36 protein-coding genes and 2 pseudogenes are annotated in these 26,308 nt (G+C 32.7%); 16 read left to right on the forward strand and 22 right to left on the reverse strand.

Features of this window, described 5'->3' with window-relative positions:
• Nucleotides 1-26: 26 nt before the first annotated feature.
• From MHH42_RS14355 to MHH42_RS14375, 5 genes are all read right to left on the reverse strand, one after another.
• Nucleotides 27-269, reverse strand: a complete 243-nt coding sequence (locus MHH42_RS14355) for a GlsB/YeaQ/YmgE family stress response membrane protein (protein WP_000638302.1) — start codon at nucleotides 267-269, stop codon at nucleotides 27-29.
• Nucleotides 270-433: 164 nt separating this feature from the next.
• Nucleotides 434-1,399, reverse strand: coding sequence for a nucleoside hydrolase (locus tag MHH42_RS14360; RefSeq protein WP_016108598.1), 966 nt, complete (start codon nucleotides 1,397-1,399; stop codon nucleotides 434-436).
• 77 nt (nucleotides 1,400-1,476) lie between these two features.
• Nucleotides 1,477-1,665: a DUF3970 family protein gene (locus tag MHH42_RS14365; RefSeq protein WP_000621879.1), complete on the reverse strand. Its 189-nt coding sequence runs from the start codon at nucleotides 1,663-1,665 to the stop codon at nucleotides 1,477-1,479.
• Between the two features lie 69 nt (nucleotides 1,666-1,734).
• Nucleotides 1,735-2,520, reverse strand: coding sequence for a class I SAM-dependent methyltransferase (locus MHH42_RS14370; RefSeq protein WP_000031294.1), 786 nt, complete (start codon nucleotides 2,518-2,520; stop codon nucleotides 1,735-1,737).
• Nucleotides 2,521-2,712: 192 nt separating this feature from the next.
• Nucleotides 2,713-3,081 (reverse strand): hypothetical protein, encoded by a 369-nt coding sequence (locus MHH42_RS14375; protein ID WP_033657361.1) that lies wholly within the window; start codon nucleotides 3,079-3,081, stop codon nucleotides 2,713-2,715.
• 485 nt (nucleotides 3,082-3,566) lie between these two features.
• On the opposite strand from MHH42_RS14375, the gene MHH42_RS14380 reads away from it, so the two are divergent.
• The 8 genes from MHH42_RS14380 (at nucleotide 3,567) to coaW (ending at nucleotide 9,752) form a co-directional block, all read left to right on the forward strand.
• Nucleotides 3,567-3,719 (forward strand): YqbF domain-containing protein, encoded by a 153-nt coding sequence (locus MHH42_RS14380; RefSeq protein ID WP_073990761.1) that lies wholly within the window; start codon nucleotides 3,567-3,569, stop codon nucleotides 3,717-3,719.
• 163 nt (nucleotides 3,720-3,882) lie between these two features.
• Nucleotides 3,883-4,317 (forward strand): hypothetical protein, encoded by a 435-nt coding sequence (locus tag MHH42_RS14385; protein WP_033657360.1) that lies wholly within the window; start codon nucleotides 3,883-3,885, stop codon nucleotides 4,315-4,317.
• 281 nt (nucleotides 4,318-4,598) lie between these two features.
• The gene (locus tag MHH42_RS14390) at nucleotides 4,599-5,801 is read left to right on the forward strand and encodes an MFS transporter (protein ID WP_000269231.1); all 1,203 of its coding nucleotides are present in this window, start codon (nucleotides 4,599-4,601) and stop codon (nucleotides 5,799-5,801) included.
• 154 nt (nucleotides 5,802-5,955) lie between these two features.
• Nucleotides 5,956-6,249: a hypothetical protein gene (locus tag MHH42_RS14395; protein ID WP_002093668.1), complete on the forward strand. Its 294-nt coding sequence runs from the start codon at nucleotides 5,956-5,958 to the stop codon at nucleotides 6,247-6,249.
• A gap of 185 nt (nucleotides 6,250-6,434) precedes the next feature.
• Nucleotides 6,435-6,797 carry a hypothetical protein gene (locus tag MHH42_RS14400; RefSeq protein ID WP_000760384.1) on the forward strand — a complete coding sequence of 121 codons (363 nt, stop codon included), beginning with the start codon at nucleotides 6,435-6,437 and terminating at the stop codon, nucleotides 6,795-6,797.
• 395 nt (nucleotides 6,798-7,192) lie between these two features.
• Nucleotides 7,193-8,392, forward strand: coding sequence for an LL-diaminopimelate aminotransferase (locus MHH42_RS14405; protein ID WP_016108600.1), 1,200 nt, complete (start codon nucleotides 7,193-7,195; stop codon nucleotides 8,390-8,392).
• 56 nt (nucleotides 8,393-8,448) lie between these two features.
• Nucleotides 8,449-8,847, forward strand: a complete 399-nt coding sequence (locus MHH42_RS14410; RefSeq protein ID WP_000547668.1) for a 3-hydroxyacyl-ACP dehydratase FabZ family protein — start codon at nucleotides 8,449-8,451, stop codon at nucleotides 8,845-8,847.
• Nucleotides 8,848-8,984: 137 nt separating this feature from the next.
• Nucleotides 8,985-9,752, forward strand: coding sequence for a type II pantothenate kinase (gene coaW, locus MHH42_RS14415; RefSeq protein WP_229181213.1), 768 nt, complete (start codon nucleotides 8,985-8,987; stop codon nucleotides 9,750-9,752).
• A gap of 15 nt (nucleotides 9,753-9,767) precedes the next feature.
• On the opposite strand, the gene MHH42_RS14420 is transcribed toward coaW, so the two are convergent.
• From MHH42_RS14420 to MHH42_RS14445, 6 genes and pseudogenes are all read right to left on the reverse strand, one after another.
• Nucleotides 9,768-10,277 (reverse strand): 2'-5' RNA ligase family protein, encoded by a 510-nt coding sequence (locus MHH42_RS14420; protein ID WP_016108602.1) that lies wholly within the window; start codon nucleotides 10,275-10,277, stop codon nucleotides 9,768-9,770.
• 118 nt (nucleotides 10,278-10,395) lie between these two features.
• Nucleotides 10,396-10,875 (reverse strand): annotated as a pseudogene (locus MHH42_RS14425) (cytochrome c biogenesis protein CcdC).
• A 41-nt stretch (nucleotides 10,876-10,916) separates the two neighbouring features.
• Entirely contained in the window at nucleotides 10,917-11,588 is a 672-nt protein-coding gene (locus tag MHH42_RS14430) for a DUF4052 family protein (RefSeq protein ID WP_016108604.1), read from the reverse strand.
• Nucleotides 11,585-12,457: an ATP-binding cassette domain-containing protein gene (locus MHH42_RS14435; RefSeq protein WP_016108605.1), complete on the reverse strand. Its 873-nt coding sequence runs from the start codon at nucleotides 12,455-12,457 to the stop codon at nucleotides 11,585-11,587. The genes MHH42_RS14430 and MHH42_RS14435 overlap by 4 nt, the downstream gene beginning before the upstream one ends.
• Nucleotides 12,457-12,834 carry a GntR family transcriptional regulator gene (locus MHH42_RS14440; protein ID WP_000805198.1) on the reverse strand — a complete coding sequence of 126 codons (378 nt, stop codon included), beginning with the start codon at nucleotides 12,832-12,834 and terminating at the stop codon, nucleotides 12,457-12,459. The genes MHH42_RS14435 and MHH42_RS14440 overlap by 1 nt, the downstream gene beginning before the upstream one ends.
• Nucleotides 12,835-12,980: 146 nt before the next feature.
• A complete protein-coding gene (locus tag MHH42_RS14445; protein WP_016108606.1) occupies nucleotides 12,981-13,574 on the reverse strand; it encodes a DUF4825 domain-containing protein in 594 nt (197 codons plus the stop codon).
• Nucleotides 13,575-14,014: 440 nt separating this feature from the next.
• Here MHH42_RS14445 and MHH42_RS14450 point away from each other — a divergent pair, with 440 nt between their 5' ends.
• Genes MHH42_RS14450 through MHH42_RS14475 form a run of 6 tightly spaced genes read left to right on the forward strand, consistent with a single transcriptional unit; the run spans nucleotide 14,015 to nucleotide 15,003 of the window.
• Nucleotides 14,015-14,155 carry a YrzI family small protein gene (locus tag MHH42_RS14450; protein WP_000156182.1) on the forward strand — a complete coding sequence of 47 codons (141 nt, stop codon included), beginning with the start codon at nucleotides 14,015-14,017 and terminating at the stop codon, nucleotides 14,153-14,155.
• 27 nt (nucleotides 14,156-14,182) lie between these two features.
• Nucleotides 14,183-14,326 (forward strand): YrzI family small protein, encoded by a 144-nt coding sequence (locus MHH42_RS14455; RefSeq protein WP_000142746.1) that lies wholly within the window; start codon nucleotides 14,183-14,185, stop codon nucleotides 14,324-14,326.
• Nucleotides 14,327-14,354: 28 nt separating this feature from the next.
• Nucleotides 14,355-14,498: a YrzI family small protein gene (locus MHH42_RS14460; protein WP_000668979.1), complete on the forward strand. Its 144-nt coding sequence runs from the start codon at nucleotides 14,355-14,357 to the stop codon at nucleotides 14,496-14,498.
• A 26-nt stretch (nucleotides 14,499-14,524) separates the two neighbouring features.
• Nucleotides 14,525-14,668: a YrzI family small protein gene (locus tag MHH42_RS14465; RefSeq protein WP_000668979.1), complete on the forward strand. Its 144-nt coding sequence runs from the start codon at nucleotides 14,525-14,527 to the stop codon at nucleotides 14,666-14,668.
• 26 nt (nucleotides 14,669-14,694) lie between these two features.
• Nucleotides 14,695-14,835, forward strand: a complete 141-nt coding sequence (locus MHH42_RS14470) for a YrzI family small protein (protein ID WP_000669820.1) — start codon at nucleotides 14,695-14,697, stop codon at nucleotides 14,833-14,835.
• Nucleotides 14,836-14,862: 27 nt separating this feature from the next.
• Nucleotides 14,863-15,003 (forward strand): YrzI family small protein, encoded by a 141-nt coding sequence (locus tag MHH42_RS14475; protein ID WP_000668494.1) that lies wholly within the window; start codon nucleotides 14,863-14,865, stop codon nucleotides 15,001-15,003.
• Between the two features lie 237 nt (nucleotides 15,004-15,240).
• On the opposite strand, the gene MHH42_RS14480 is transcribed toward MHH42_RS14475, so the two are convergent.
• Nucleotides 15,241-16,326: an AI-2E family transporter gene (locus tag MHH42_RS14480; RefSeq protein ID WP_000837897.1), complete on the reverse strand. Its 1,086-nt coding sequence runs from the start codon at nucleotides 16,324-16,326 to the stop codon at nucleotides 15,241-15,243.
• A gap of 149 nt (nucleotides 16,327-16,475) precedes the next feature.
• Here MHH42_RS14480 and MHH42_RS14485 point away from each other — a divergent pair, with 149 nt between their 5' ends.
• Nucleotides 16,476-17,297 carry an HNH endonuclease gene (locus tag MHH42_RS14485; RefSeq protein ID WP_000189690.1) on the forward strand — a complete coding sequence of 274 codons (822 nt, stop codon included), beginning with the start codon at nucleotides 16,476-16,478 and terminating at the stop codon, nucleotides 17,295-17,297.
• 228 nt (nucleotides 17,298-17,525) lie between these two features.
• On the opposite strand, the gene MHH42_RS14490 is transcribed toward MHH42_RS14485, so the two are convergent.
• The 10 genes from MHH42_RS14490 to MHH42_RS14535 all read right to left on the reverse strand — a co-directional run bounded on the left by MHH42_RS14490 (nucleotide 17,526) and on the right by MHH42_RS14535 (nucleotide 25,599).
• Entirely contained in the window at nucleotides 17,526-17,618 is a 93-nt protein-coding gene (locus MHH42_RS14490; RefSeq protein ID WP_001289320.1) for a putative holin-like toxin, read from the reverse strand.
• 138 nt (nucleotides 17,619-17,756) lie between these two features.
• Nucleotides 17,757-18,869 (reverse strand): FMNH2-dependent alkanesulfonate monooxygenase, encoded by a 1,113-nt coding sequence (ssuD, locus tag MHH42_RS14495; RefSeq protein ID WP_053446316.1) that lies wholly within the window; start codon nucleotides 18,867-18,869, stop codon nucleotides 17,757-17,759.
• A gap of 76 nt (nucleotides 18,870-18,945) precedes the next feature.
• Nucleotides 18,946-19,794 (reverse strand): ABC transporter permease, encoded by an 849-nt coding sequence (locus MHH42_RS14500; protein WP_000432143.1) that lies wholly within the window; start codon nucleotides 19,792-19,794, stop codon nucleotides 18,946-18,948.
• A gap of 16 nt (nucleotides 19,795-19,810) precedes the next feature.
• Nucleotides 19,811-20,797, reverse strand: coding sequence for an aliphatic sulfonate ABC transporter substrate-binding protein (locus MHH42_RS14505; protein WP_000276900.1), 987 nt, complete (start codon nucleotides 20,795-20,797; stop codon nucleotides 19,811-19,813).
• A gap of 17 nt (nucleotides 20,798-20,814) precedes the next feature.
• Complete coding sequence (locus tag MHH42_RS14510; RefSeq protein WP_002093657.1) at nucleotides 20,815-21,570, reverse strand: ABC transporter ATP-binding protein; 756 nt, start codon at nucleotides 21,568-21,570, stop codon at nucleotides 20,815-20,817.
• Between the two features lie 186 nt (nucleotides 21,571-21,756).
• Complete coding sequence (locus MHH42_RS14515) at nucleotides 21,757-22,269, reverse strand: DUF402 domain-containing protein (protein ID WP_001072802.1); 513 nt, start codon at nucleotides 22,267-22,269, stop codon at nucleotides 21,757-21,759.
• A gap of 134 nt (nucleotides 22,270-22,403) precedes the next feature.
• A complete protein-coding gene (locus MHH42_RS14520; protein WP_000117462.1) occupies nucleotides 22,404-23,468 on the reverse strand; it encodes a hypothetical protein in 1,065 nt (354 codons plus the stop codon).
• A gap of 12 nt (nucleotides 23,469-23,480) precedes the next feature.
• Complete coding sequence (locus MHH42_RS14525) at nucleotides 23,481-23,954, reverse strand: tetratricopeptide repeat protein (protein WP_000400640.1); 474 nt, start codon at nucleotides 23,952-23,954, stop codon at nucleotides 23,481-23,483.
• Between the two features lie 142 nt (nucleotides 23,955-24,096).
• Nucleotides 24,097-24,786, reverse strand: a complete 690-nt coding sequence (locus MHH42_RS14530) for a phosphopantothenoylcysteine decarboxylase domain-containing protein (protein WP_000676697.1) — start codon at nucleotides 24,784-24,786, stop codon at nucleotides 24,097-24,099.
• A gap of 12 nt (nucleotides 24,787-24,798) precedes the next feature.
• Nucleotides 24,799-25,599, reverse strand: a complete 801-nt coding sequence (locus tag MHH42_RS14535; RefSeq protein WP_131202461.1) for an aminoglycoside N(3)-acetyltransferase — start codon at nucleotides 25,597-25,599, stop codon at nucleotides 24,799-24,801.
• A 185-nt stretch (nucleotides 25,600-25,784) separates the two neighbouring features.
• Between MHH42_RS14535 and MHH42_RS14540 the strand changes: the two are divergent.
• Nucleotides 25,785-26,234 (forward strand): annotated as a pseudogene (locus MHH42_RS14540) (hypothetical protein).
• Nucleotides 26,235-26,308 lie beyond the last annotated feature (74 nt).

Below are 26,308 nucleotides of genomic sequence, written 5' to 3' on the forward strand. Positions count from 1 at the left end.
TTACAAATGTAAACAGCCCCCTGTATTCATTTTCGCATCGCCCGGAATATAAAGCTTACGATGAAAATCAAAATAATCGCACCTATTAAGGCTGGAACAATCGCATATCCACCTATAATAGGTCCAAATTTACCAAGTAACGCTGTACCAAGCCAAGAACCGACAATACCAGCAATAATATTACCAATTACACCGCCAGGTACATCCCTTCCAGTAATTAAGCTTGCAAACCAACCTAATATACCACCGACAATTAAAGACCAAATCATATGATAACCTCCTTTATAATTCACCAATCAAACTATAATCAGAAACAATTGCTTACCATTAGTTATGTTTCATTTTTCATAAGTTATTCATACAGCTCAACTATTAGATTATTTGAGAACGAAGCTCACTGGACAAATGATTTTACAACTTCACATTTTACATATTAGGGACAATCAGGCTTTAATATCGTCCTCATAAATTCTTCTTTAAAAACTGGATAATTAAAACCAACCGCAATTTTTTGTACAGGCCTATTATCAAACGTGGTTGGCTCAGCTATTTTTCTAAAATCCGCAACACTTTGTCCTCTCGTTACATCATTCGTCGTACTAATCCAAACTGCTGATTTTTTATATTCAAAAATATCATCATTTATAAACGAAATAAACGGCAGTAAATCATGAATAGGACTCCCAGTAATACCCGGGTATTCCTTTTTATAAAAGTTCTCATAATAAAAATCGATCATTGGTTTAATGAGTTTCGCCTGTCCCGTTCCTTCTTTATTAATAATATCAAGCATTTCAGGAGTAATAAGCGCAGCCTGTGTTACATTTAACGGATATATAGTAGCGTTCTGCGCATACTTCATAACAATATTCGCCGCAATTGGATCGCCATAAAAATTCGCTTCAGACACGGGTGTAACATTACCTGGAAATAAGAAAGCGCCTCCCATAATATAATAAGAACAAATACGATTCATTACATTTGGATATAATAAAAATAACGTTGCAAGTGTTGTTAATCTTCCTGTCGCCACAATAACTATATCTTCTGGACAAGGCTCAATTAATTTAATTAATTCACAAAAATTTTCCCGTTTACAAATTCTCATTTCAGGTGGAATAATTGGCCCTAAACCGTGATCCCCATGAATTTCCGGGAAGAATAAAGGCTCTTCAGCTGTCATTGGTCTAGCTGCACCTTCGATGATTTTCACTTCTGTAGCATAGTATTTTTCTAAAAAATATACATTCTCTGTAACGATTTCTCGCGATACATTCCCATACTCTGCGACAATTCCTATAATATCTAATTTACAAGTTTTATTTGCATAAATTAACGCAACTGCATCGTCAATACCAAAGTCTCCAAAAAAGATAATTTTCTTATTAACAATCCTCACCTCTCTTCAGCATAATCTACTATTATTATTATGTGAAAAAGACAAGGCGGTGAAACGATGCAAACTAAAAAAGCCGCCTATTTATTGGCGACTTCAATCTTTTTATAAGACAAATATGCTAATACATTCTTACTTGAATCGTATTTTGGATTGTTTCCTTTTCTCGGTTCTCTCATATGCGTTTTTTCAAATCCAGGAATGTCCGGCATTTTCTCCATAAATTCAAGCATTTCTTCTTCAGTTCCTTCAATACGTACGCGAATCATTATTGCAATTCCTCAATTCTCATTTTCTCAGTACTAAGTATAACGCACTTTGAAAAGACTTCAAGAAATTTATCTTTTTAATGTTGTACTTTTTTTACAAATAAACATAGCCATTTCAGTATAGAACGACTTTACTTTATTATTTTCAAATAGAATATGAAAGTATTCCTTCATTTCGTTTGGTGTTTTCATCATACACTCTGTTAATTTTTCACGCTTTTGCATAGGTACTTCCAGCATGTCACACCACCAGTCGAAATCAAACTTTTTATCGAAAGTGAAGCATGACTGCATTTGCAAACCATTTTTTTCTAATAAAGTAATCCATTCTGTCTTTTTCAAAGCTCTTTCATGACTCGGATCACGCTTTTTTTCTATAAAATTATAAAATGTATCATATTCATTATTTTCTGGCGAAACATTATCTATTAAAATAAATAATCCATCATCTTCTAACGTTCGATTTACTTCATAAATAAATCGCGTCGGATTTGTAAAATGATGTGCTGCAATCCTGCATGTAATTGTATCAAATGCTTTATCAGCAAATGGCAATTTTTCAGCATGTCCAACGATAAAAGATACATTGTCATGCCCATTACCTAAAATGAATTTTTTCGCATTCTCTAACATTTTTTCAGTTAAATCTAATGCAACTACTTCTTTAAACAATGGTGCTAATAAATTTGCAACATGTCCACCACCAGTAGCAATATCAAGAAGACGATTATTATGACGAGGTTCAACTTGTTGAACTACATATTGTAAATCCAGTCCTTTAGCATGAATTTTACTTTTTACATACTTTTCTGCATTATTACCAAACTGTTGTTTCATAAGCTCTTCCTTACTCATTTTATCATCTTCCTTCTATTGTTATTAACATATATGATTCATATAATAATTAAAGTTCTCTTTATGTATTTTCAAATCCTCTTTTCAGCTCACCTCTTGTAATACAGACAGACCATCGTCAAAATGATATGAATATTACTTTAAAATAAAAAAGGTTATGGGAACTAATCCCCTAACCCAACTAAATATCTATTACATTTTTATTTCCTCATATATATCTATGTAATATAAATCCTCTTTCAACTTCATAATAACTTCTACTTCATTATAAGTAGCCTCTCGAGCATGTAAACCAAATTGATTCATGCCAATCCATATCCATCCAGGTGTATGATGAAGTATATCGATATTAAAACCATCTAACTTAGTAAGCTCCGATTTAATAAATGTATCTTTAATAGCGATTTGTTTGTCTATTAAGCCATATTCTTTTCCATTTTCAAATAGCGATATAATTTTCCCTAAAATCGGATGTTCCCGAACAATAAAATGATATTCCCTTTCATCTACATTCGCCACAATCAAACGAAAATCAGATACATCAGTCCCAAAATTCGGCATATTCATTTTTTCACCCCCTTAATTAGCTTCACTAATATCATAACAAATGAATATTTAAATAAAGTTAATAAAATGTAAAAAATAAAAAAGCTGACTTCCCTTTAGGAATCAGCCTTTATATTTTAGTTACCTTTATACTTTTACAACCTATTACAATGTTTCCTTTTCCTCATCATTTCCAGAAACTAAATTTCCTATAGCATCTGCCGTTACTTCTACCACAAATTCACAAATACCTGCTACAACTTCTCCAATTACTTCATCCATCTTTTTCCCTCCTTATTTTATGTAACTTATTTGTAGTATAGAAGAGATTGGTTATTTTTAACTATCGGAAAAGGTGACAAAAACATTACAGATTTGTAAGCTATTTCAACATGTTAACATTTTTACTTCTACCTTTTGAAACCCAAAGTATGATTAACAGGTATATAGGCCACCATAATATAAAGCAAGTAATACATTCGATAGAGGAGGCGTGCAAAATCTATTACGTAAAATTAATTAAAGGAAAATCATTCTATGCGTTTGATCATCGTTACTTAGTGTCTGAAGAAGAAGAGGTTTCAGAAAAAATTTATAATTACTTACTACGTAATGAATTTTTCGAAGTTCGTAAAGAAGAATATTCTGCTTAATGTAGGAAGGGCATCAAGAAATAAACCACATACTCGTGGTTCTCTTCTTGATGCTTTTATATTATTCCCCTATATTCAACCCTATTCTATTACTATCTTCTAATATACGTCCAATCTAATCCGTCATTACCTTCATATTTTGATATATGAGGAGGTGACAACCATAACTCATATCATTGATTACCAAGCTATTCAGCCAATAAATAAAACTGACGCAACTACTTTTACAATTCCCGATTCCCCAAACAAAGCAATTCTAGCAAATATTGAATTAAAAATTCCAATAAAAGATTCACGTGATAATCGAGTAGAATTAATTGCTACAGTTGGAGTTAAAGGTATAACTGATATATCACAAATATTGTTTAGGGTTTTCCGTAACAACATTGAAATTTTCAACACACAAGTAAGTATTAGATCTACAGATTCTGAACAATATTACGTTGAAACATTTCAAACAATTAATAAAAATATAAGCTGTGGGATTCACGAATACACTTTAACTGTGGAAAATTTAACAAGTGCTGCAAGTGCAGATGTTATTGGCCCCCTCACCTTTAGTGCATTAGCAATTGGACAAGGTCATAATAGTTATTAAGCAACTCTATTTACAAAGTGTATTTTAGAAAAGTGAGACGTACTATTACGCTCTTGCTTTTTTTATTTTTTATATGTAATTAATTCAAAGTTCATTTTATTTTTAATGCTTATTTCATCAACTCATAAATCCAATTTTCGCCAAATCAAAAAGATTGAAATCCACTAATGAAACACGTAATATAGACTCTGACTCTAAAAAAGTTCGTAAAAAAATACTACATAAATAAGGAGGTTTTATATACGAGTTTTTCACTTTAAAAGACGGAGAGGTTTTACATTATGTGGCGTAATAAAAATGTTTGGATCGTTTTAATTGGGGAGTTTATTGCTGGTCTAGGTTTATGGCTTGGTATTCTTGGCAACTTAGAATTTATGCAAAAATATGTCCCTTCTGATTTTATGAAATCAGTTATATTATTTATCGGACTATTAGCAGGTGTTATCGTTGGTCCAATGGCTGGTCGGGTCATCGATCAGTATGATAAGAAAAAAGTTCTTCTTTATGCTGGGTTTGGTCGGGTTTTAAGTGTTATTTTTATGTTTTTCGCTATTCAATTTGAAAGTATAGCCTTTATGATCGCCTTTATGGTTGCACTTCAAATTTCAGCCGCATTTTATTTCCCTGCATTACAATCTGTAATTCCACTCATCGTACGTGAACATGAGTTATTACAAATGAACGGTGTACATATGAATGTTGGTACAATCGCTCGTATTGCAGGTACTTCACTAGGTGGAATTCTTTTAGTTGTAATGAGTTTACAATATATGTATGCCTTCTCAATGGCTGCATATGCTCTATTGTTCCTTTCAACTTTCTTTCTACAATTTGAAGATAAAAAATCAACAGTGCCAAGTAAACAGGCTGCAAAAGATAATAGTTTTATGGAAGTATTTCGTATTTTAAAAGGAATTCCTATTGCTTTCACAGCACTTATATTAAGTATCATCCCACTATTATTTATTGCTGGTTTTAATTTAATGGTTATTAACATTAGTGAAATGCAACATGATCCAACGATTAAAGGATTCATATATACAATTGAAGGTGTTGCATTTATGTTAGGTGCCTTCGTTATTAAACGTTTATCTGATTATTTTAAACCTGAAAAATTACTATATTTCTTCGCAGTTTGTACCGCTTTTGCACACCTTTCATTGTTCTTTAGCGATATAAAATGGATGGCTCTTACATCATTTGGTTTGTTTGGCTTTAGTGTCGGCTGTTTCTTCCCTATTATGTCGACAATTTTCCAAACGAAAGTAGAAAAAAGCTATCACGGCCGCCTCTTCTCATTCCGTAATATGTTTGAGAGAGTTATGTTCCAAATTGTCTTACTTGGAACTGGCTTCTTCTTAGATACGATTGGGTTGCAATATATGGTTCTCATCTTCGGAGTCGTTTCGTTGTTGATTATTTCTATTTCCCTTTCTAAACAGAAACATTATGAAAAACAACCTTCGCAATCTGCGAATTTATAACGTAAACATTATTGGGCATGGATTCAGTTTTATACTGGGCCATGCCTTTTTGTTTTATAAAAAACCATTTAATATGTTAAGTGAAACGATTTAAAGGAGTCCCCCTTTCGCTTTCGAATATAGTATATAAATAATAAATAAAGGAGTTGCGAAAATGTATGATGGCATGCAGTTATTTATTATCTTTATTTTTGTAATAGTTATATTTAGCATCCTAAACTTTTTAACCATTTCCCTTTCTCAACATAGCTTTAAAAGGCGAATTGTGGCAGGTTTCGTTTTCTTATTGTTAACTCCCATTGTCTTTTTGACTACTACAGCATTCGCTTCTATATTCGATAAAAGTGGATTTAGCGTAGGTACGTTAGCCTTTATTATTGCAAGTGTATATATTTTAAATGGAATAGTCATCCTACTTTCCTCCTCATTTATCCTCAAAAAGGCATAGCCAAAATTATACTGATAGGCATGAATAACTAGTAATACGCTAAATTCATGTCTTTTATTTTTGCTATACTTTTCCCAATTTTTATGTGAAATTAAGTAATTCTTTAAAAAAATTTAAACTTTATTTATTACAATATTTCTATCTTATTCGCACGTTTATTAGCCATAATAAGAAAGGAGCACAAAATGAAAAAATATCTACTTATATTTCCTATACTGATCGTTTTACTTAGTGGCTGCAACAAGAATGATATATACGGTTCTTGGGAAGTCGTTGACAATAAAAACGGTGAATGTCCTGTATATTATAAATTTGAAACAGTTGTCAAAAAAGAAAATAAAGAGGAAATTGTTCAAAATTTAGTAGAAATGCAAACTACAAATAAAAAAGAAGATTTATATAAAGGTTCATTTGTCAAAAATTCTAATGTATATCACATTGATTATGGCAACTCATTTACATCAGATCAAACTTTAAAGGTTGTCGATGATACGTTAAATGTATATTTTTTGACAGCTGAAAAATTATGTACATATAAAAAGAAATGATTACATTTCAGATGAGACGCAGGAAATATTTTCTGCGTTATTTCACTTTAGAAAGCTTTCTCAAAAACACTTCCCTCTTTTTAATCTCTTAACTTGAATGTATTATTGCTTAATAATCTAAATAATTTCACTGTGAGGTGCTTATTATGAGAAGTTTAAGTTCCTTACTTATATCAACAATTTGTCCCGTCATCCTAATCCGCGTAGAAAGATATAATAGACATTTCAATTAACCATTCTAGCCTATATACAGCGTCCTCTTTCAAAATAGACTAATCCTTCCTCTAAATTTGTCAATCGTTTTAATTTTCATAAAAAAGTGATAAAATGTAAATATGTGTTTTCAGAATAATTAAATACGTAGAAAGAAAGCACTCTTTTTAGGAGGGGTTTTGATGACTTACACGTTAGCAACTAGAATGAAAGCATTCCAATCTTCTATATTTAGTGAATTAGGTGCCTATAAAAAAGAGAAAATTGCAGCAGGTCATAAAATGATTGATTTAAGTATCGGAAATCCTGATATGCCTCCTGCTGATTTCGTAAGAGAAACAATGGTACATACAGCAAGTGAAAAAGAAAGCTATGGATACACATTAACAGGTATTCAAGACTTTCACGAAGCTGTAACTGAATATTACAATAACACTCATAACGTTATATTAAATGCTGAAAAAGAGATTTTATTATTAATGGGTTCACAGGATGGACTCGTTCATTTACCGATGGTTTATGCAAATCCAGGAGATATTATATTAGTTCCTGATCCAGGATATACAGCTTATGAAACAGGTATTCAAATGGCTGGTGCAACATCGTACTACATGCCATTAAAGAAAGAGAATGATTTCTTACCTAACTTACAAGTTATCCCTGAAGAGATCGCCGATAAAGCAAAGATGATGATTTTGAACTTCCCAGGGAATCCAGTTCCAGCAATGGCACATGAAGATTTCTTTAAAGAAGTAATCGCATTCGCGAAAAAACATAATATTATTGTTGTCCATGATTTTGCTTATGCTGAATTTTATTTCGATGGCAACAAACCAATTAGCTTCCTCTCTCTACCTGGTGCAAAAGAAGTTGGCGTAGAAATAAACTCTTTATCAAAAAGTTATAGTTTAGCAGGTAGCCGCATTGGTTATATGATTGGAAATGAGGAAATTGTCGGAGCGCTTACGCAATTTAAGTCTAATACAGATTACGGTGTATTTTTGCCTATTCAAAAAGCAGCATCTACAGCACTAAGAAATGGTGCGGAGTTTTGCGAGAAAAACCGCACCATTTATCAAGAACGTAGAGATACTTTAGTCAATGGGTTCCGAACGTTTGGCTGGAATGTCGATAAGCCAGCTGGCAGTATGTTCGTATGGGCTGAAATACCGAATGGATGGACTTCTCTAGAATTCGCTTATGCATTAATGGATCGTGCAAATGTCGTTGTAACACCAGGTCATGCATTCGGACCTCACGGAGAAGGCTTTGTACGTATTGCTCTTGTTCAAGATAAAGCGGTATTACAACAAGTTGTTGAAAACATTAGAAATAGCGGCATTTTTTCTCTTGAAAAAATAGAGGAATTAGTTAAAAATTAGTTACTACTCCCCTGCTTAACTTTAGCAGGGGTATTATTTATTGGAGGTACTTTCATATGCACATTAAAGATACACTACCCCATCGTTATCCATTTTTAATGATTGATAAAGTAACAAGTATAAAACAAGGTGAATCCGTGACAGGATACAAACTCATTACAAATAACGAATGGTTTATAAATGATACGCAAAAACATATGCCTCATATGTTAATTGTAGAAGCACTTGCTCAGCTTAGTGCATTTGTAAATACAAGTGACTCTGAAGGATTAGGCTTTCTCTCCTCATTAGATGGAGTTGAGTTCCATGAGAAAGCATACCCTGGTGATAAACTTGATTTACATTATGAGCTAACACGTAACCGTCGAGGGTTTGTTCTCGGTACAGGTACGGCAACAGTTAACAGCCACCCTATTGTAACTATAAAAAAACTATTAATATATCAAGCAGATTAATCACTATTTGATCCGCCCGGGATATCTATCCCACGCCAATTGGGCTTATAAGATAAATATATTACGTAGTTAGGAGTAGGAAAATGGAAAGAACTATCGGTATCGATGCTGGAGGAACATTAACGAAAATTGCTTAAATTAATGAAAAAAAGGAATTAGCTTTTGAAAAGTTTTATTCACATGAACAAGATAAAATTATAGATTGGCTTCAGAGCAATAATAGAATGAAACAAATATGTATTACAGGTGGTAAAGCGAAACTATTACAACAACTACTTTCAGATGCATATACACTAGTAGAGCTAAACGAATTTGAAGCTACTCTTGCAGGTGTACGATACATATTAAAAGAAGAAAAACATTCTATAAACAACTTTATTTTAACCAATATCGGTACAGGTACTTCTATCCATTACGTTTATAATGACCATTATATTCGCGCTGGAGGAACTGGAGTTGGCGGAGGTACTATTATGGGACTTTCAAAATTATTAACAAATATTGATCATTTTGAAGATGTAATCCCTCTTACAAACATAGGTTCTAGAAAAGAACTAGATATTACGGTGGGAGATATTTATGGTGGTATTCTCTCTCCTATTGATAATAGTTTAACTGCAAGCAATTTTGGTAAAGCCGCTATTACAGACTCAAATTATAATAGCTCAGATATAATCGCTACTGTACAAGGACTTGTCGGTGAAGTCGTTACTGCATTAAGCCTTCAATTCGCCGAAGCAAAAAACATTGACCATATTATTTATATTGGTTCGACTCTATGTAATAATGTACACCTTCAAAATATTATTAGTAGCTACACAAAATATCAAAATAAAACACCAATCTTTTTACAAGATGATGGTTATAGTGGTGCGATTGGCGCTTTACTTCATGCTACAAAATAAAGAGGCTGACTTTTGTCAGCTTTTTTGCAATGGTACTTCAAATTCAATAATTGACTCTTCGTTCTCTCCAATTCGCTCCACACTAATTCTATTAATCACACAATTTAATTTCTCATGAAAACTAGGAATACTTTTAACTACTTCAGCAGCTAGCTCAGCACTTTCTTTTCTCCCGACTGTTACATGCGGGATGTACGGAATGTCTTCTTTCAAAAACTGTAATAAAGGTCCTGTATACAGGAAATTACGTAGATCTTCTATTTGTTCTTTCCCTTTTTCAACTCGTAAAAACAAATATGCTCCTTCACTCGTTATTTGATTCGCAAATTCAATTTCTATATTATATATCTTTTTTGATACATTCAAAATATGTAATTTCAACTCATCATTTGAAATAGGACTTTCAAACGGAAATACAATTGTAACATGCGGTGGGATTAATCCGAATAAAGGATCATGCTCTAGTCTAATGTCCTCTATTTCATGGATGGACATGTTCTTTAGAAAAAGTAAAATGGTACGCATTTTTATATCCCCTACTTCCCCTTAATTTTTTATATTTATCATATTGTATGGCAGCCTGTACTTCAACAAATTGTTTTGCTTACATCTAAAAATAAAAAACTTCTCAAATGAGAAGTTTTCATATAGCAGGATTATTATTTTCCCGCCAAACTTTCCTAAATTTTATATAACAAGCAATTCTCTATGGAATAATATACGAAACGGCAACGACATAAAATAATAAACCAATCGTTTGTGGATCCAAATCAACAATATATTGCCTTGAACCGTATCTTAAAACAACAAGTGCAATAAAAGTAATTAGAAAAGCTGTGCTTTTTTTCGTATAAATATTCCCATCATCTCTTCGTTCGTAATTTGTTAAAATTATAAGTGGTACGGCGAAAAGAATCCCAATGCATGCTGCTAAAACTACTTGTAAAATAGCTGGATGTACGGGACCAAAAAACCATATTATCCCTGGCGTTAAAAATAGTAATGGCCACAAAATTCGTTTTCCTGTTCCTTTTATCGGTTTGTACATAGAACGGTAACGACGCCAAAATATTAGTAGTGCAATGCATACAAAGACGGTTATTAGTGAAGAAGTGTCTCCCATTTGTTTTTCCTACTCTCCCAAAATATATATTTAATTACACTTTAAATGGTTTGCTCAAATGATACTTTTCGAATAAATATACCGCTAGTCACGATATAGACGATAGTTAAAACAATTGAAATGACAATAAAGTATGGGATATCTATTAAAGATAGATTAGATGTAGAATTTAAATCCTGTATTCCTACTTCTGCATAAAGTACACTATTCAATAATATAAAAAATGTTCCGCCTATCATAAGACCAATCCACTTAAAACGTTTCTTAATCACTACTGCTACTTGAAAAAAAGTTGCAATTGTAACATACAATAATAGTTGTACAATAAACTGTTTAACTGAGTGTTCTCCTAAACTAATATTTACTGTTCTATACAATGTATTTTGTAAAATAATCACTTGAAGGAATGAGAAAACCGCAGCTTGTAATATGATATAGCAAACTGATCCAATGAAAAACTGTAATCTCGTTACTCCAAATGAAACTGCTAAACGAAACACATCATCCTGTATAATAAAAGTACTTACTACTATAAACAATGTAATTACAATCGAAGGATTATTTAATATATGTTGTAAAAATCCTTCTCTTATTTCTTTTAACTCCATTACACTTGTGATTCCTTTTATAAGTAAAGCTGTAATCCAAAATATTAAAATTGCTTTATAATGAAATTTTATATGTAACTTTAACTGCTTCATTATCATCGTCATTTCACTTCACCACCAGTTATATGAATAAATAGTTTTTGTAATGTAATTCTATCAACTACTAATCCCTCTTTTTCAACAGAATAATAATCTTCATTAGAAAGCTCTTCCCATATAACAGTAATGCCTTTGTTCCCATAAACTTCTCGATTTAAAACTTTTTTATTAATTGAGAACTCATCCACTTTATCTTTTTTCCCCGAAATAATATGTCCTTGTTGTAATAAATCTTCCACTGATGATTGAACAACTAATCTTCCTTCTTTTATGATGATTATCTCTTCAATTACATGAGTTACTTCTTCTACTAAATGTGTTGATAATATAATTGTTCGAGGATGCTCACCATAATCTTCTAATAGTAAACTATAAAACAACTCACGATGCGCTGCGTCTAAACCTGTAGTTGGTTCATCAAAAATAGTAATTGGTGCTCTACTTGCTAGTCCTTGTACTATTCCAACGACTGTTTGCATACCATGTGATAGTTTATGGTATTTCTCTGTCATATTAAGCTGAAATTTATCAGCAAGTTTTTCAGCGTACTCTCCATCCCAATTTTTATAAAACATGCTACACATCTTAAAAATTTCTCTTACTTTATAACTTAAATGAGCTTCTTCTTTCACTCTAACGAAACAAATATTTTGCATCGCTTTACTATTTTCAAATACATTTTCACCTAATATTGATACACTTCCACTACTTGAAATAATTTGTCCTGCAAGTAAATGTAATAGTGTCGTTTTCCCTGCTCCGTTCCTTCCAAGCAAACCATATATTTTATGCTCTTCCAATGAAATAGTTACTTCATTTACAGCTATTTTCTTTTTATATTTTTTCGTTAAATCTTTCGTTTCAAGTGCAAACATTACGCTTTCCCCTCCTTCGTAATTTTTTGTATCATATCCATCAATTCGCCTTTTGATATTTCTAGTACTTTTGCTTCTTCCCACACTTTAGGTAAATACTCTGTCATAAAAGTATTTTGTCTTTTTTTTAGTACGACTTCTTTTGCTCCCTTTGCAACAAACATCCCGATCCCTCTCTTTTTATATAGAATCCCCTCATCTACTAATACATTTACCCCTTTAGCTGCAGTAGCTGGATTTATTTGTAACATCTTTGCAAATTGATTTGTCGATGGAACTTGTTCTTCTTCAAGCAATATATCTTTTAAAATATCAGATTCAATAGTTTCCGCAATTTGTAAGTATATTAACTTATTTTGTTCTAGAGTAGGTTTCACAATTTCACCACCTTAGGTTCATAGGTTCATTACTTATGCAATTAACCATATCACATTGCAATTATTTTTTCCATAAATTTCTTATATATAAAAAGAGAATCATTCGTTTAAGAATGACTCTCTTAAAAAACCCGTAGTTTCAACAATTATTTCAACTGCTGCACTGGATATTTAGTGAAATAAGATTTACGAAAATCTTTATCATTCACAAGCATTTTAATGTTTTCGTTATTATCCCTAAGGAACTTTACTACTTTATTTTTATCCCATATATCTTTTTCTTTTAGGAAATCATCAAATTTCCCATACAGGATTGATAGTATATCTTCCCGCTTTATCGTAAACATTTTATTTTCTACTTGAAACTCGTAACCTTTTGCATTTGGTACTAAAACTGCAAGATAAATCACGTTAAAGAGAAAGTTCTTTTTCATCGTATCTTTCCCATCAAACCAATATGTCTCAATCATATCCTCTGTCAGATTTTCATGCTCTTTTGCACCATAGTTCACTTTTATACTTTCATTTTCTAAACTTATACTTTGAACTGTTCCACCACCGGGTAAATTTTTAACAATTGCAACCACATCTGAATTATTACCAACGTACGTTCCAGTATATTTCTTAAAATCATCTGACCTAACATCAGATATATCTTTTATTCTTTCTCCGTTAGAACAAGCCGTCATAAATAAAAAAATTGTTAGCATAACGAGCACATTACGATGCATATATTTCATTTAGCATCCCCCATTTTTATCGATATTTCGTTACTTACTATACTGCTTTTCAAATCCCTTTTAAATATAAGCATTTTAATCAAAATTAAAAATTTTCAATTTTTAGGTTTACAATTATCCATTAATTGTATATAATTACTAACGTAAGAAAAAAATTCTAAAAGGAGGTCGAAGAAAATGATGAAATTACAATTACATGCATTAACTTTTGCGTTAGCTGCACCTTTGTTTTTCGGACAATTGAATATGAATTCGACCACCCTAATGGAGAATTGAAGATCGTATATTATTTCTTTTAATTCATAAATTCGCCACAGGAGGTCGTATACTTTCCTGTGGCTTTTTCACGCCCAGCCGTAGGAGAACTGTATCTTCCTGTGGTTTTTTTGTGCGGTTTTTTAGTCTCTTACATTATTTTTTAAAGAAAGGAGCAACATTCAATGACTATTAGCGTATTGTTTTTAAGTATTACGATTCAAAGAAATAGACGTTCCAATACGGAACTGCTTCATAATGCGCGAATTCAAAAAGCTATGGATGATGTTAAGGAGCGCCAAGTGCTTTATTGTGATCACCTGTAATTCCTTTTCGAAAGGAGGAATTCATTTATGACTTTTCATGTTTTCTTTTTTACGACTGCACTTCAGAAAAACACTTTATCTGAAGATGAAATCATTCGTAAACAACAAGTAAAACAAACAACTGATAAAATAACTGACATTAAAATTTCATACTATACACAAATGTATTAAAAATATATTTTAAAAGAGCAATATCTTCATGAAATTTAAAGCATTCTTTTTAACCATTACCATTCAAAAACGTAAGCTTTCACAAAATGAGGTTTTACACGATCAACACGTTCAAACTACTATGGACGAAGTAAAAGAGCTTCAATCTTCTTTTTACAATCGTCTGTTCTAAATAAATCCTAAAGGGGTAATAATTCAATGAAATTTAAAGCATTCTTTTTAACCATTACCATTCAAAAGCGTAAACTTTCACAAAATGAGGTTTTACACGATCAACACGTTCAAACTACTATGGACGAAGTAAAAGAGCTTCAATCTTCTTTTTACAATCGTCTGTTCTAAATAACTTATAAAGGGGTAAAAATCTAATGAAATTTAAAGTATTCTATTTAACCATTACCATTCAAAAACATAATTTTTCTGAAACTGAAATGCTTCACGAACGTCAAATTAATCAAGCTATGGATTATGTAAAAGAAAGACAGAGTCATTACTGTAGTCATTTGTAATTCCCATTTGAAAGGAGGAATTCACATATGAAGTTTCACCTTTTCTTTTTAACTATTACGATTCAAAAAGAAACGATTTCTCAAAATGAATTAAAACAAGAGCAACAGTATAAACAAATTATTGATGAAATTCGTGATTGTAAAAGTAAATATTACACTCACCTATAATTTATATGAATTAACTTGAAAGGAGTCGATTATGATGTTGATAGTACGGTGTAAAGAAATGATTTGGATAGTTCAGAGGGATTCCACATAGTTTTATAGACCTTAAATCCCACAAGTTTACCGTTAAATTTGATATATAAAAAACATATAATAAAATCGCATTAATACACTTTTTTATATTGATTAACAAACGAAAGATACACCACTTAAAAAGCGGTGTATCTTCCTCAACATATACTATTTTCGATTATTTCGTTTCGTTTTAAACAATCTTACTAAGTTTGAAACAACTGTTTTTGTTACTGCATAAACTGGTACTGCTAAAATCATTCCGATAATTCCCGCGAAATTACCTACCCCTAAAATTAAGATAATAATTGTTAACGGGTGAATATTTAATTTCGAACTCATAATACGTGGTGAAATAATATTACTTTCAAACTGTTGTACTATTGTAACAATAATAATTACGTACAATGCTTGCATCGGAGATACGAACAAACCTACAATAACAGCTGGTGCCGCACCGATAAATGGACCTAAGTTAGGAATGATATTTGTAAATGCTGCAATAATTCCTAAAACAAAAGCGTACGGTAAATCGATAATTAAATAACCGATGAAAGTAAAAGCACCAACAAATATACAAACGAGCGCTTGCCCTTGAATATATGCAGATAACGTTTCATTCGTTTCCTTTATGATACGAAGTCCTTCTTCACGGTAAGACTCTGGTAATAAGCTAACCGCTTTTCCTGGAAAGGCATGCCCATCTTTAAACATGTAAAATAAAATGAACGGTACTGTAAAGATAACTAACGCAACGTTCGTGATGATACCAAATAAAGCCGTTGCACTCGACGTAATTGTATTTGGTATATCCTTTAAGTATTCAATTGCATTTTTTTCAATTGTTTCAATGGAAACGTAATTTTGTGTAGATAACCATTCAAACAATCTGTGATGTGATAAATCTTGTATGTATACTTTTCCCTCTTTTATATACCCTGGCATATTTTTCACTAAATCCATTAACTGTTGTGAAATCGTCGGAACAACTACTCCAACGCCAACCGCAGTTAATGTGATGATAAAAAGATATAACAGTAGAATCGCTAAATTTCTAGGTACTTTTTTATTCTCCAAAAAGACTAATACAGGATTAAATATGAAGTATAAAAAAAGCGCGATTAAGATTGGGAAAAACAATGTTGATATGAAGATACCAATCGGTTGAAATAGAAACGATATTTTTGTGCAAATAAATATGATTCCTACAACCATTAGCACTTCTAATGTCCAAAAGTGCACTTTCGATTTCAAACAAACGTCCTCCTTTAAACTAGCACTTCTCTTTATTGTACCAAATTAAACTTTAATTTCACATAATATTTTCCTTTACAATATTCCAAAATACCAATAAATACACTACAATGAGAATACATACAAATTTGCAGGTAAAGGTGATAAAAATGACACAATGCATCATTTGCAGAAAAGATACGAAAGAACTGAGTGAACAATATGTCATCCCAGAAATATTATGTGGCTATTATTTCACAAACTCAATTTGTGATACTTGTCATGAACAAATGACAACAAATATTGATCGCCCTTTAATTAGGCATAAATTAAGTCAATTTAAGATTGAGCAAATGAAAAAACAAATCGACTCCCCTCTCTATACAAATGAGCATGGTGAGGAACTTGCGGCGGCTGAAACAGATGTTGTTGAAGTAAGTGATGAAATACTTTATTCCAATGCATTAATTATGAAACTATGTAAAAAGCACGATATTTCTCTACATAATGAAATTTGGAAAGAAGAACGTGTAACGAAAGTAGCTAGCTCTATTCAACGTGAATTACTTTTAGATAACCGTAAATACAAAATGAGCGTATTAAAAATGGCTTACGCTTTCGCTGTACAAACAATTGATGGCTACTTTGAAGATCCAGATGCAATTGATATTTCTAATATTCTATCAAATGCCGATTTCATGGAATTAAAAGAAAAGAGTATTGTTCGTGACTTAAGCAAAAGTTCATTATGGAATACATTAAATACAAATAGTGAAAACCATTACTTTATTTTACTTAGCGATAAAGACGGCCTATTCTGCTTCATTCGTTTGTTTGACATCTTTGATGTTGTCGTTCATTTATCAGAAAAGCGATATGAACTTGCATCGCCAATTGTCGGCGTAAATAATGTGAATAAGCAAGAATTTTATGTCCAAACTTTAAAACAGTATATGGATGGGTTATTTAAAGAAACATCATCTACTATTTAATCAAAATCAGAACATACGGTCTCCTTTCTTCATGAAAAGACACTGTGTTATAATGAGTATGAAAAGAACAATACAATCACATAAACTAATTATAAATTGTATATAAATAAAAAAGACTAGTGTGCGGCTACACACTAGTCCACGTAACTTAGCAGATTGGATTGTTCACTTATCCTATTTGTTTCTTACAAACAAAACAACCCACATTCTATTGGCTTAGGTGGGTTGTTATTTTTTGAGCTTGTCTATTAAAACAACGACGAACGTTAACAATGCAACGAGAAACAGTCCACCCTGCAGTAGCAACGCTATTTCACTCATGTATTATCACCCCCCTCCTATTCGGAGAAGTGATAATTGAACAACCAACCGTACCTTAAGTTACTATTTAATTTTACCATATTTTCTGATAGTTTACGATGAAAACCCGCATGCGAATCGCTTGCGGGTTTTTTCTCATTATTTTTTTAATGCAAATGCATCAGCTATCATTTCACCAACAATTTTATTTTCTTGTTTCTTCTCATCTTTCAATAAAGGGAATAACAGTTCTGCCACTTCATATGCCTCTTCTAAATGAGGATATCCCGATAAAACAAATGTATCAATTCCTAACGCTTCATATTCTTTTATTCTTTCCGCTACCGTTTGCGGATCTCCTACAAGTGCAGTGCCTGCACCACCTCTTACAAGTCCGATTCCAGCCCATAAGTTTGGGCTTATCTCTAACGACTCCCTTGTTCCTTTATTTAAATATGTCATCCGTTTTTGGCCAACTGAATCATATCTTGCAAATGTCTTTTGAGCAAGCTCAATCGTTTGATTATCTACATATTGAATTAAACGTTCTGCCTCTTCCCATGCTTCTTCTTCTGTTTCTCTTACAATTACGTGCAACCTGATACCGAATCGTACCGTACGCCCCTTCTCTTCTGCAAGTTTTCTTACTTCCTCTATTTTCTCTTTTACTTGCTGAGGTGGCTCTCCCCACGTTAAATATACATCACTATGTTCAGCTGCAACTTCTTTTCCAGCAGCTGATGACCCTCCGAAATATATAGGAGGATACGGTGTTTGGACTGGCGGGAACACGACTTTACTTTCTGTAACTTTAATATGTTTTCCTTCTAATGAGATCGTTTCACCTTGCAAGGTTGATTTCCAAACTTTTAAAAATTCATCCGCTGCTTCATACCTTTCGTCATGTTCAAGATACAATCCATCTCCTTGTAGTTCAACGGGATCTCCTCCAGCTACTACATTAATAAGTAATCGACCATCTGAAATTCTATCAAATGTAGATGCCATCCTCGCTGCAACTGTAGGTGACATTAATCCTGGTCTCACTGCTACTAAAAATTTTAGTTTTTCTGTTTCAGCAGCAAGAGCTGAAGCTAACACCCAAGGGTCTTCACATCCTTGACCAGTTGGAAGTAAAACACCCGTATATCCTAAATAATCAGCCGCCTCAGCAACTTGTTTATAATAACCATACTCAGTTGCTCTTCCTCGTTTTGTCGTTCCTAAATATCGACCATCTCCATAAGCCGGAATAAACCATAATATTTCCATACTCTTGCACACCCCTTATTTATTTTGAAACGCAAACTAAAAATCTGTATATAAATTACCCCTAATAATTTACATATTAATTCCCTGTCTCACCTTTAAAACTATCTCGCCACCTTAAAAACTTCACTTCTAGTAAACGGACGAGTGAATCAGAAAACTTCCCGACGAATGCAAAGATTATAATACCGACAAATACGATATCTGTATTTGAAAATTGCCTTGCATCCATAATCATATAACCGATACCTTCTGTAGATCCCATAAGTTCTGCTACTACTAAACTCACCCATGCAACACCTAACGATAACCTTGCTCCTAGTAAAAGGTTAGGCAATGCAGCTGGTAAAATTAGTTTCGTAATTAATTTTCGTTTATTAAACTCTAATACTCTCGCAACATCAAATAACTTTGAGTCTACACCTCGTATCCCTAAAAACGCATTTACGTATAAAGGAAAAAATGCACCGTCCGCAATTAATAATACTTTCGATGTTTCGCCAAAACCAAACCATAATACGAAAAGCGGCGCAACAGCTAAATGAGGTACAGTTCTTAACATTTGCACAGATGGATCTAAATATTGCTCACTTCTCGTTGAAAATCCAACAATCGTTCCTAAAATAACCCCTAAGCCCCCGCCAATAAAGAAACCAGCTGCGGCCCTGAATACACTAATACTTAAATGGCCGAATAACTCTCCTGTTTTAATAAGCTCTTGGAAAGCTAGAAAAATATCTAATGGTGTTGGTAAAACTGTTTTAGTGACAAGACCGAATACGCCAGCCAACTGCCAAATTATTAATATAATAACCGGTATAGTAATCGCCCTTACTAAAACTTTTATATTTAACTTCCGCACCTTCTTTACGCTGTTTTTCTCAATCATTATACTCGCTGATTTCATAACAGCTTTCGTATTTTCCACTTTACAAAACCTCTTTTCACTTCGCTTTCAACGCTTTTTCTACGAAAGAATTATCTACAACTTTTTCCGTCTTAATTTCTTTCTTTATAGAACCGAGCTTATATTGAAATTTCGCTGTCTTTTGTTGCTCTGCTATTATTTCCTTCGTTACCGGAACTAAAATTGGTTTGTCGTGATTAAAAACTTCTTTTACGATTTCCGCATCTATCTTTTTTACAGAAGTGTATACTTTTATTGCTTCATCTAAGTTAGCATCTTGCCATACACGTGCTTTCTCATAAACTTTGAGAAATTTCTCAACTAATTCTGGATGTTCTTTCGCAAATTTTGTTCTCGTAATTAAAAATTCTGGTGAAGAGACATCTAATGTTTCACCATCTGCAATCACTTTCGCGCCCTTATTTACCGTATGTAACGAAATAAATGGATCCCAAATCGCCCATGCATCTACTGATCCTGATTCGAATGCAGGCTGCGCTTCATCTGGTTGTAATTGAATGACATTTACATCTTTTGCATCAATACCTTCTTTATCAAGTGCTCGATATAATAAATTAAAGGCACTACTTCCTTTTGCTACTGCAATTTTTTTACCTTTTAAATCTTTTATACTCGCAATCTTGCTATCTTTTTGAACGAGAATTCCAGTTCCTTTTCTCGCATAACTTGTATTGGCGATTTCGGTAAATCCAATACCTGCTGCTTGCGCTGAAATGACTGGAGAATTCCCTACTTCACCAAAATCTAATCGGTTTGATGCGATTGCTTCAAAATAAGGAGGTCCACTTTGGAACTCTGTCCATTTCACTTTAACTCCTTCTTTTTTAAACTCCTCTTCAAACCACCCCTTTTTCTTTGCTAGTAATAGTGGACTTAATCCTTGCTGTATACCAATTTGTATTGTTACATCTTCTTTCTTACTACTTGCTGTACTTTTTTCGCATCCTAATAAAAATACTGATATAGCTAAAGCAAAAGAAAGAACTATAAATTTTTTATACATATAAAATCACCCTTTTCCTATATACTTGTTTGAATCAATCCTCCATATTCAAACTGCTGTAATACTTTCGTTCGAAGTTGTTGGAACGATTGTGAAGTTTTATTTCGCGGATAAGGCAACTTATTTTCAATCACTTTATGTATTTCCCCTGGTTTTGCACTCATAATGATGATTCGGTTTGAAAGATATATCGCTTCATCTATATCATGTGTAACGAATATCATTGTTGTTTTCTTCTGCTCCCAAATATTTAGCAATACTTCTTGTAAATGACTTCGAGTAAACGCATCCAGCGCTCCAAAAGGTTCATCAAGTAATAATACATTCGGATCTCTTAACAAAGCTCTTGCTATCGCAACACGTTGTGACATCCCACCTGAAATTTCTTTCGGATACGATTTTTCAAAGCCATCTAACCGAACGATTTCAACCCATTCTCTCACTTTATCTTTCACATACTTATCTTTTAACGACAAATCTGCCGCTATATTTTCTTCAACTGTTAACCATGGAAAAAGCCTATGTTCTTGAAAAATAAAACCTTGTTTCTTACTTGGTTTTACGATGCGCTCGCCATCAATAGCAACTTCCCCTTCAAAATCATTATCTAAACCTGCAACAATTTTTAATAATGTACTTTTTCCGCACCCACTCGGACCAATTATTGTAACAAAATCCCCTTTCTCTAATTGAAAATTAATATTCTCTAATACTTGAACACTACCTACCGCTTTCGCAAATTTCTTAGATACCCCTTTAATTGAAACTGTCACACGTTCACCCTCCCTACTATGAATCATTTGGATTAATTGATTATGCTGTTATGTAACTAATAAAAAAACCAAAGGCATTTTATCAATAGATAAAATGCCTTTGGTTTCTCCAATCAGCCACTTGTTATAGAATTAACTACATATTATACAAATATTTCCGATAAGTCAACTAGGTTTTAATGAACATTATTTATTTTTAAAGATAGTAGCAGTTTCTATTATAATTTTAGGAAGCAACTCTTGAATGGTATCCGTCAATGTATGAAGAGCTTCTTTTACAAATCCATCTTCAAAGTTTTCTATCGGCTCCGGTAATTCATCCTCATCTAATATGAAATATTCTCCATTTGGAAGTACCATAATATCGATAATTAAATCTTCGAAGGAAACTACTTCTTCTGTTATTTGTGTATTTTTTACGATATTAAAATAGGCACCTACATAATTCCCTTCCTTATCTCTCCATACGTATAAATTGTAAGGACGATCTTCCCAGTAGTATGCAATTGTGTAACTTCCTTTTTGAATAGTTAACTTTGTATCGTGTGCCGTCATTGTAAATGAATACTGGACCTCGTGAAATAACACGATACTTTCCGATTGTTTTTTCAGCAATAAGCAATCGTAATCCACTATTGTCGAATCATACCGAATTTTTCTTTCTGTAATTTCAATTTTTGATGTACGTAATTGATTCATTATTTTGTTCCCCTTATGCTATTTCTATCCTTAATTATATCCATTTATATAGCAATTAAGAAGTATATAGTTGTTTATATTGTTGTCTACAATTACACAATAAAACTCCCTCTTATTTTAGAAGGAGTTTTTCACTATTCATGACTTATAAGTTTTAACCTTTCAGAAATCGCATTATAAAATTTCCGTTCCTCATCAACATTTAAGTGCACACGATTTACTGTTTTAGAAAAACCATATAACACCTGCGCTTTTACTGGCTCTTTTAACGTTATTTCAAAAGTAGCAGGTTCTTTTATGAACTCCATAACAGTTGCATCCAATACCTCTTTCTCTTCTTTTGCTGTTAGTGATTCCCCCTTGTAGAACGTAATATTATCAATTTGTGTAAATGGCAAAACGATTTTCTTTCCTAATCCGATTTGAATCATTACTTGTTTTTCTGTTATGATAATTGGATTTTTACGTATCGCTTGTATTTCAGCTATAAAATAAATCATCGCATATACGTTTAAAATAAGTAAAATCCAAGCTATTACTGGATTCCATTGATGAAGTAAATAATGAAAACCGATACTTTCAATTGCTGTTGCGTGAATTATCATGATATAAACACCTATAGCACCGGTGTTTTTATGGTAAGAATAGGTAAATTCGTCATCTGGTACTTTTGCACGCCAAGATAATAACGCATAATAGATTAGCTTACACTCAGTAAGCATGATATTTATAACTTTACTTCTTTTCATAGTGTCATCAAATGCTGCATCAATTGAATAAGAGAATGAAGAATACTCTTTTTTATGTGCTTTATATTTATTAATTATTTTAGGAAGCATTGTCACGATTTTATATAGAAGGAACAATTGTAAAGCTACAAATGCAATTTCCCCCGTCACTACTATATAAGAAACGAATGAAAAAGCTTGTAAATAGTCGCTTGGAATTATAAATCTCGCAAATATATATCCAGCTATTACGACAGGAAAGATATACGTTAACGAGTATCTTTTTCGAATAATAAAGAAATACGTAATGACTGGAATTACAAACATACAATCTAATAATGACCCAAGCACTACTTCTTTTGGAGCAGCTGGTACAATGGGAAGGGCATACAATAAATAGTTGGATAACATAATGCAAGATACGAGTCCAATCCAAATGCCTTTTCGCCTTCGCGATAGTGTGACACTCATACGTTCACTCCTTTATTTAAACACCTCGTTTAAGTGGTCTTTATAAAATGAAATAGCACGTTCAAATTCTTTTACTTCATCTACTTTCACGACTGTTTCAAGTAATAATTTCATTGCGGATTCATGTTCGTTTACATTATACTTTGCTAATGATAAAAATACTCTCATCGGATCGTTCTCAGGGAATTTCTTTACTCCAGCTTCTAGTACCACAATTGCCTTTTCATACTCTCCAATGCAACGATATGTACTCCCTAAACCGATATAGGCACCGCAAAGGGATTCACCATCAAGTCCATTTGCGATCGCCTGCTCATAATACGGAACTGCTTCTGTTTCTAATCCCATGACATCGTGTATCCATGCACATTGGTACAGTACTTCTGCATCTTTTGTAAAGTTTGTTAATCCTATAAGTATTTCTCTAGACTGCGCATATTTCTTTTCATTTCTAAGTTTAATAGCTTGCTTTAATAAATGTTCCATAGAATCCACTCCTCACCAATTATTCTGCGTATAGCTCTTGATTGGTTTATGCTTCACATTCGTGTAAAAGTAAAATTCCCACTAATTAAAGTTTCGCTTACCCATATACTATGCGGATTCATTCTTATCTAAAAACTTAATTTTACAAAGCAGTAATACGATTACATAATATCTCTAAGCTTTTGACAATTTCTTTCGCTGTTTCATCTTTCCCTTTACATAACTTTCCTTTACCATCTTGTCCAATTACATAGTGTACAGCCCCGCGCGAATATAAAGAATGTGGTGAATTTGCTATCATTACATTCGCCTTTGCTTCTTTCATTCTATTTTTCGCTCTCTCAAACAGTTCTTCTTCACTTAAATCACTTTCAAGCTTAAAACCAACGAGTACTGTTTCCGGATCCCATTGTTTTATTTGCTTCAAAACTTTTGGAGCTTTTTGAAAATGTATAATTGGTGCTATATCACTTGAAATTTTCCCATTCATATTAAGAACATTGCCATCTTGATCACAAATCTTTTCCACAACCCAATCTGATCCAGCCGCTGCCATAATAACCGCATCGACTTTTTCATGCGTAATGATACTTTTCATTTTATCTTGCAAATCAACAATTCCCTCAAATGGATGTAATTCTAATCCTCTATTTACATCGTTCGGTTTCTCAGCGAAATAACCGTGTAAATATATAACGTGTGCCCCTTTAGCTATAAGTTCTTCTGCGATTATTCTTCCAATCGTACCTTTAGCCATATTCGTATGTCCGCGTACTTGATCCCATTTTTCTAAACAACCACCGCTTGTAATTAATACCTTTTTCCCCTTCATTGTAACCATCCCTTACTGATTTTTCTTAAGAAACCATTCTGTTCCAAAGTCAACTATATCACGTTGCTTCATAAGACGGCTCGTTGCATTACCTATTTTCCCCATTGTTACAGTTCCTTTTCGCTCAAACTCTACACCAATTTCCACAAACGTATCTGATTCGTAATCCATTTCAACAAATTCTTTCCATACTCTTTCACCGTTTTCTATAATTGGTGCTCCTACTTTTATTAATTCACATGCACCAGAACGTACTTCAGATAAATGAACAGACGTATTCGAGTCATAGCCAACACCAATTAATAATATGTACCCATCAAAATCGTATATTTTTTTTAATGGTGATTCCTCTCCCAAACTCATCGATAGCGAATGATTCATTGTTATTTCCTCTGCATGTTTCCCCCATGCAGCAAAACTTCCTAATGGATGATTACTTCGTACTACATTCGGGTATGTACGAAAACATTCAACTATTTTCCCCATTCCTCTTGTTGGTGTTATACGTGGATCAAATGCTGGGACGCTATCACGTATAATTTGCCACCAATCTTCAGGTACAGGCGGCCTTGACCAATGTTTCGGATCAGATAAATCCGAAGATTGTGTTGGCATTATAATTGTTCCTTCTTCTGTAACGACTTTCATTAAAGCTTCTACTACTGCAACCACTCCGCCAGATATCCAGCCGATAGAACTTAATGATGAATGAACAATAATTGTCATTCCTTTTTCGACTCCTAGTGCTTTTAAATCGTTTGTAATTGTTTGAATTGTATTCGGAAATTGTGTACTCTCAACTATTTCATTCATTTTCATAACGGTTCCCCCACTAACCACGTATATTAAAATTTAAACTTTTATATAAATATATTATCATATTTTTCTTAATTTTTAACTTGATCGTATTCAATACTACAAAAAAATGGTAGTATTATTACGTAAAAAATAGTTAAATTATGGTATATTCATTTGAATTACTAAAAGAAGGTGAACAAATGAAAAAAATTCTATTTCCTTTTCTACTATTTGGGCTCATTTCTTTACATGCATGTGTTTCTATTAACAATGACTATGAGGGGTATTGGGTATTAGAAAAATCCAGATAGAATGAAGGCGGATATGGGCCATTAAATTTATATGAAAAAGCACAAAAAGATCCAACTATGATTCATTACTCAAATGGTAGTATTAGTGAAGGAAAAAGAATGGTGTATGTAGCATTTGGAAAAAAGTATAAAAACGATAAAATTACAGTAAAAGAAGTACAAGACGAAAAAGACACATCTGTTATCGTATTACATATTGAAAAAGATAAAGGGCAAGATGAAAATCCCGTTTTATATATTGGTGTACCAAAACTTAGAAACACTATTAAAATTGTAGATGAAGATGGAAAGAAAATCTTTGAAATGAAGAAAGATGAAAGTGTTACATCACAGCAATAAAAAGTTACCATTTCAATTTACACTTTATAGATAGACGAAAAAGCCCATCAAAAATGAAGTGCACCCCAATTGTT

Origin of the sequence: Bacillus sp. FSL L8-0099 (assembly GCF_038006385.1) — a bacterium.
In the GTDB taxonomy this organism is placed as follows: domain Bacteria; phylum Bacillota; class Bacilli; order Bacillales; family Bacillaceae_G; genus Bacillus_A; species Bacillus_A toyonensis.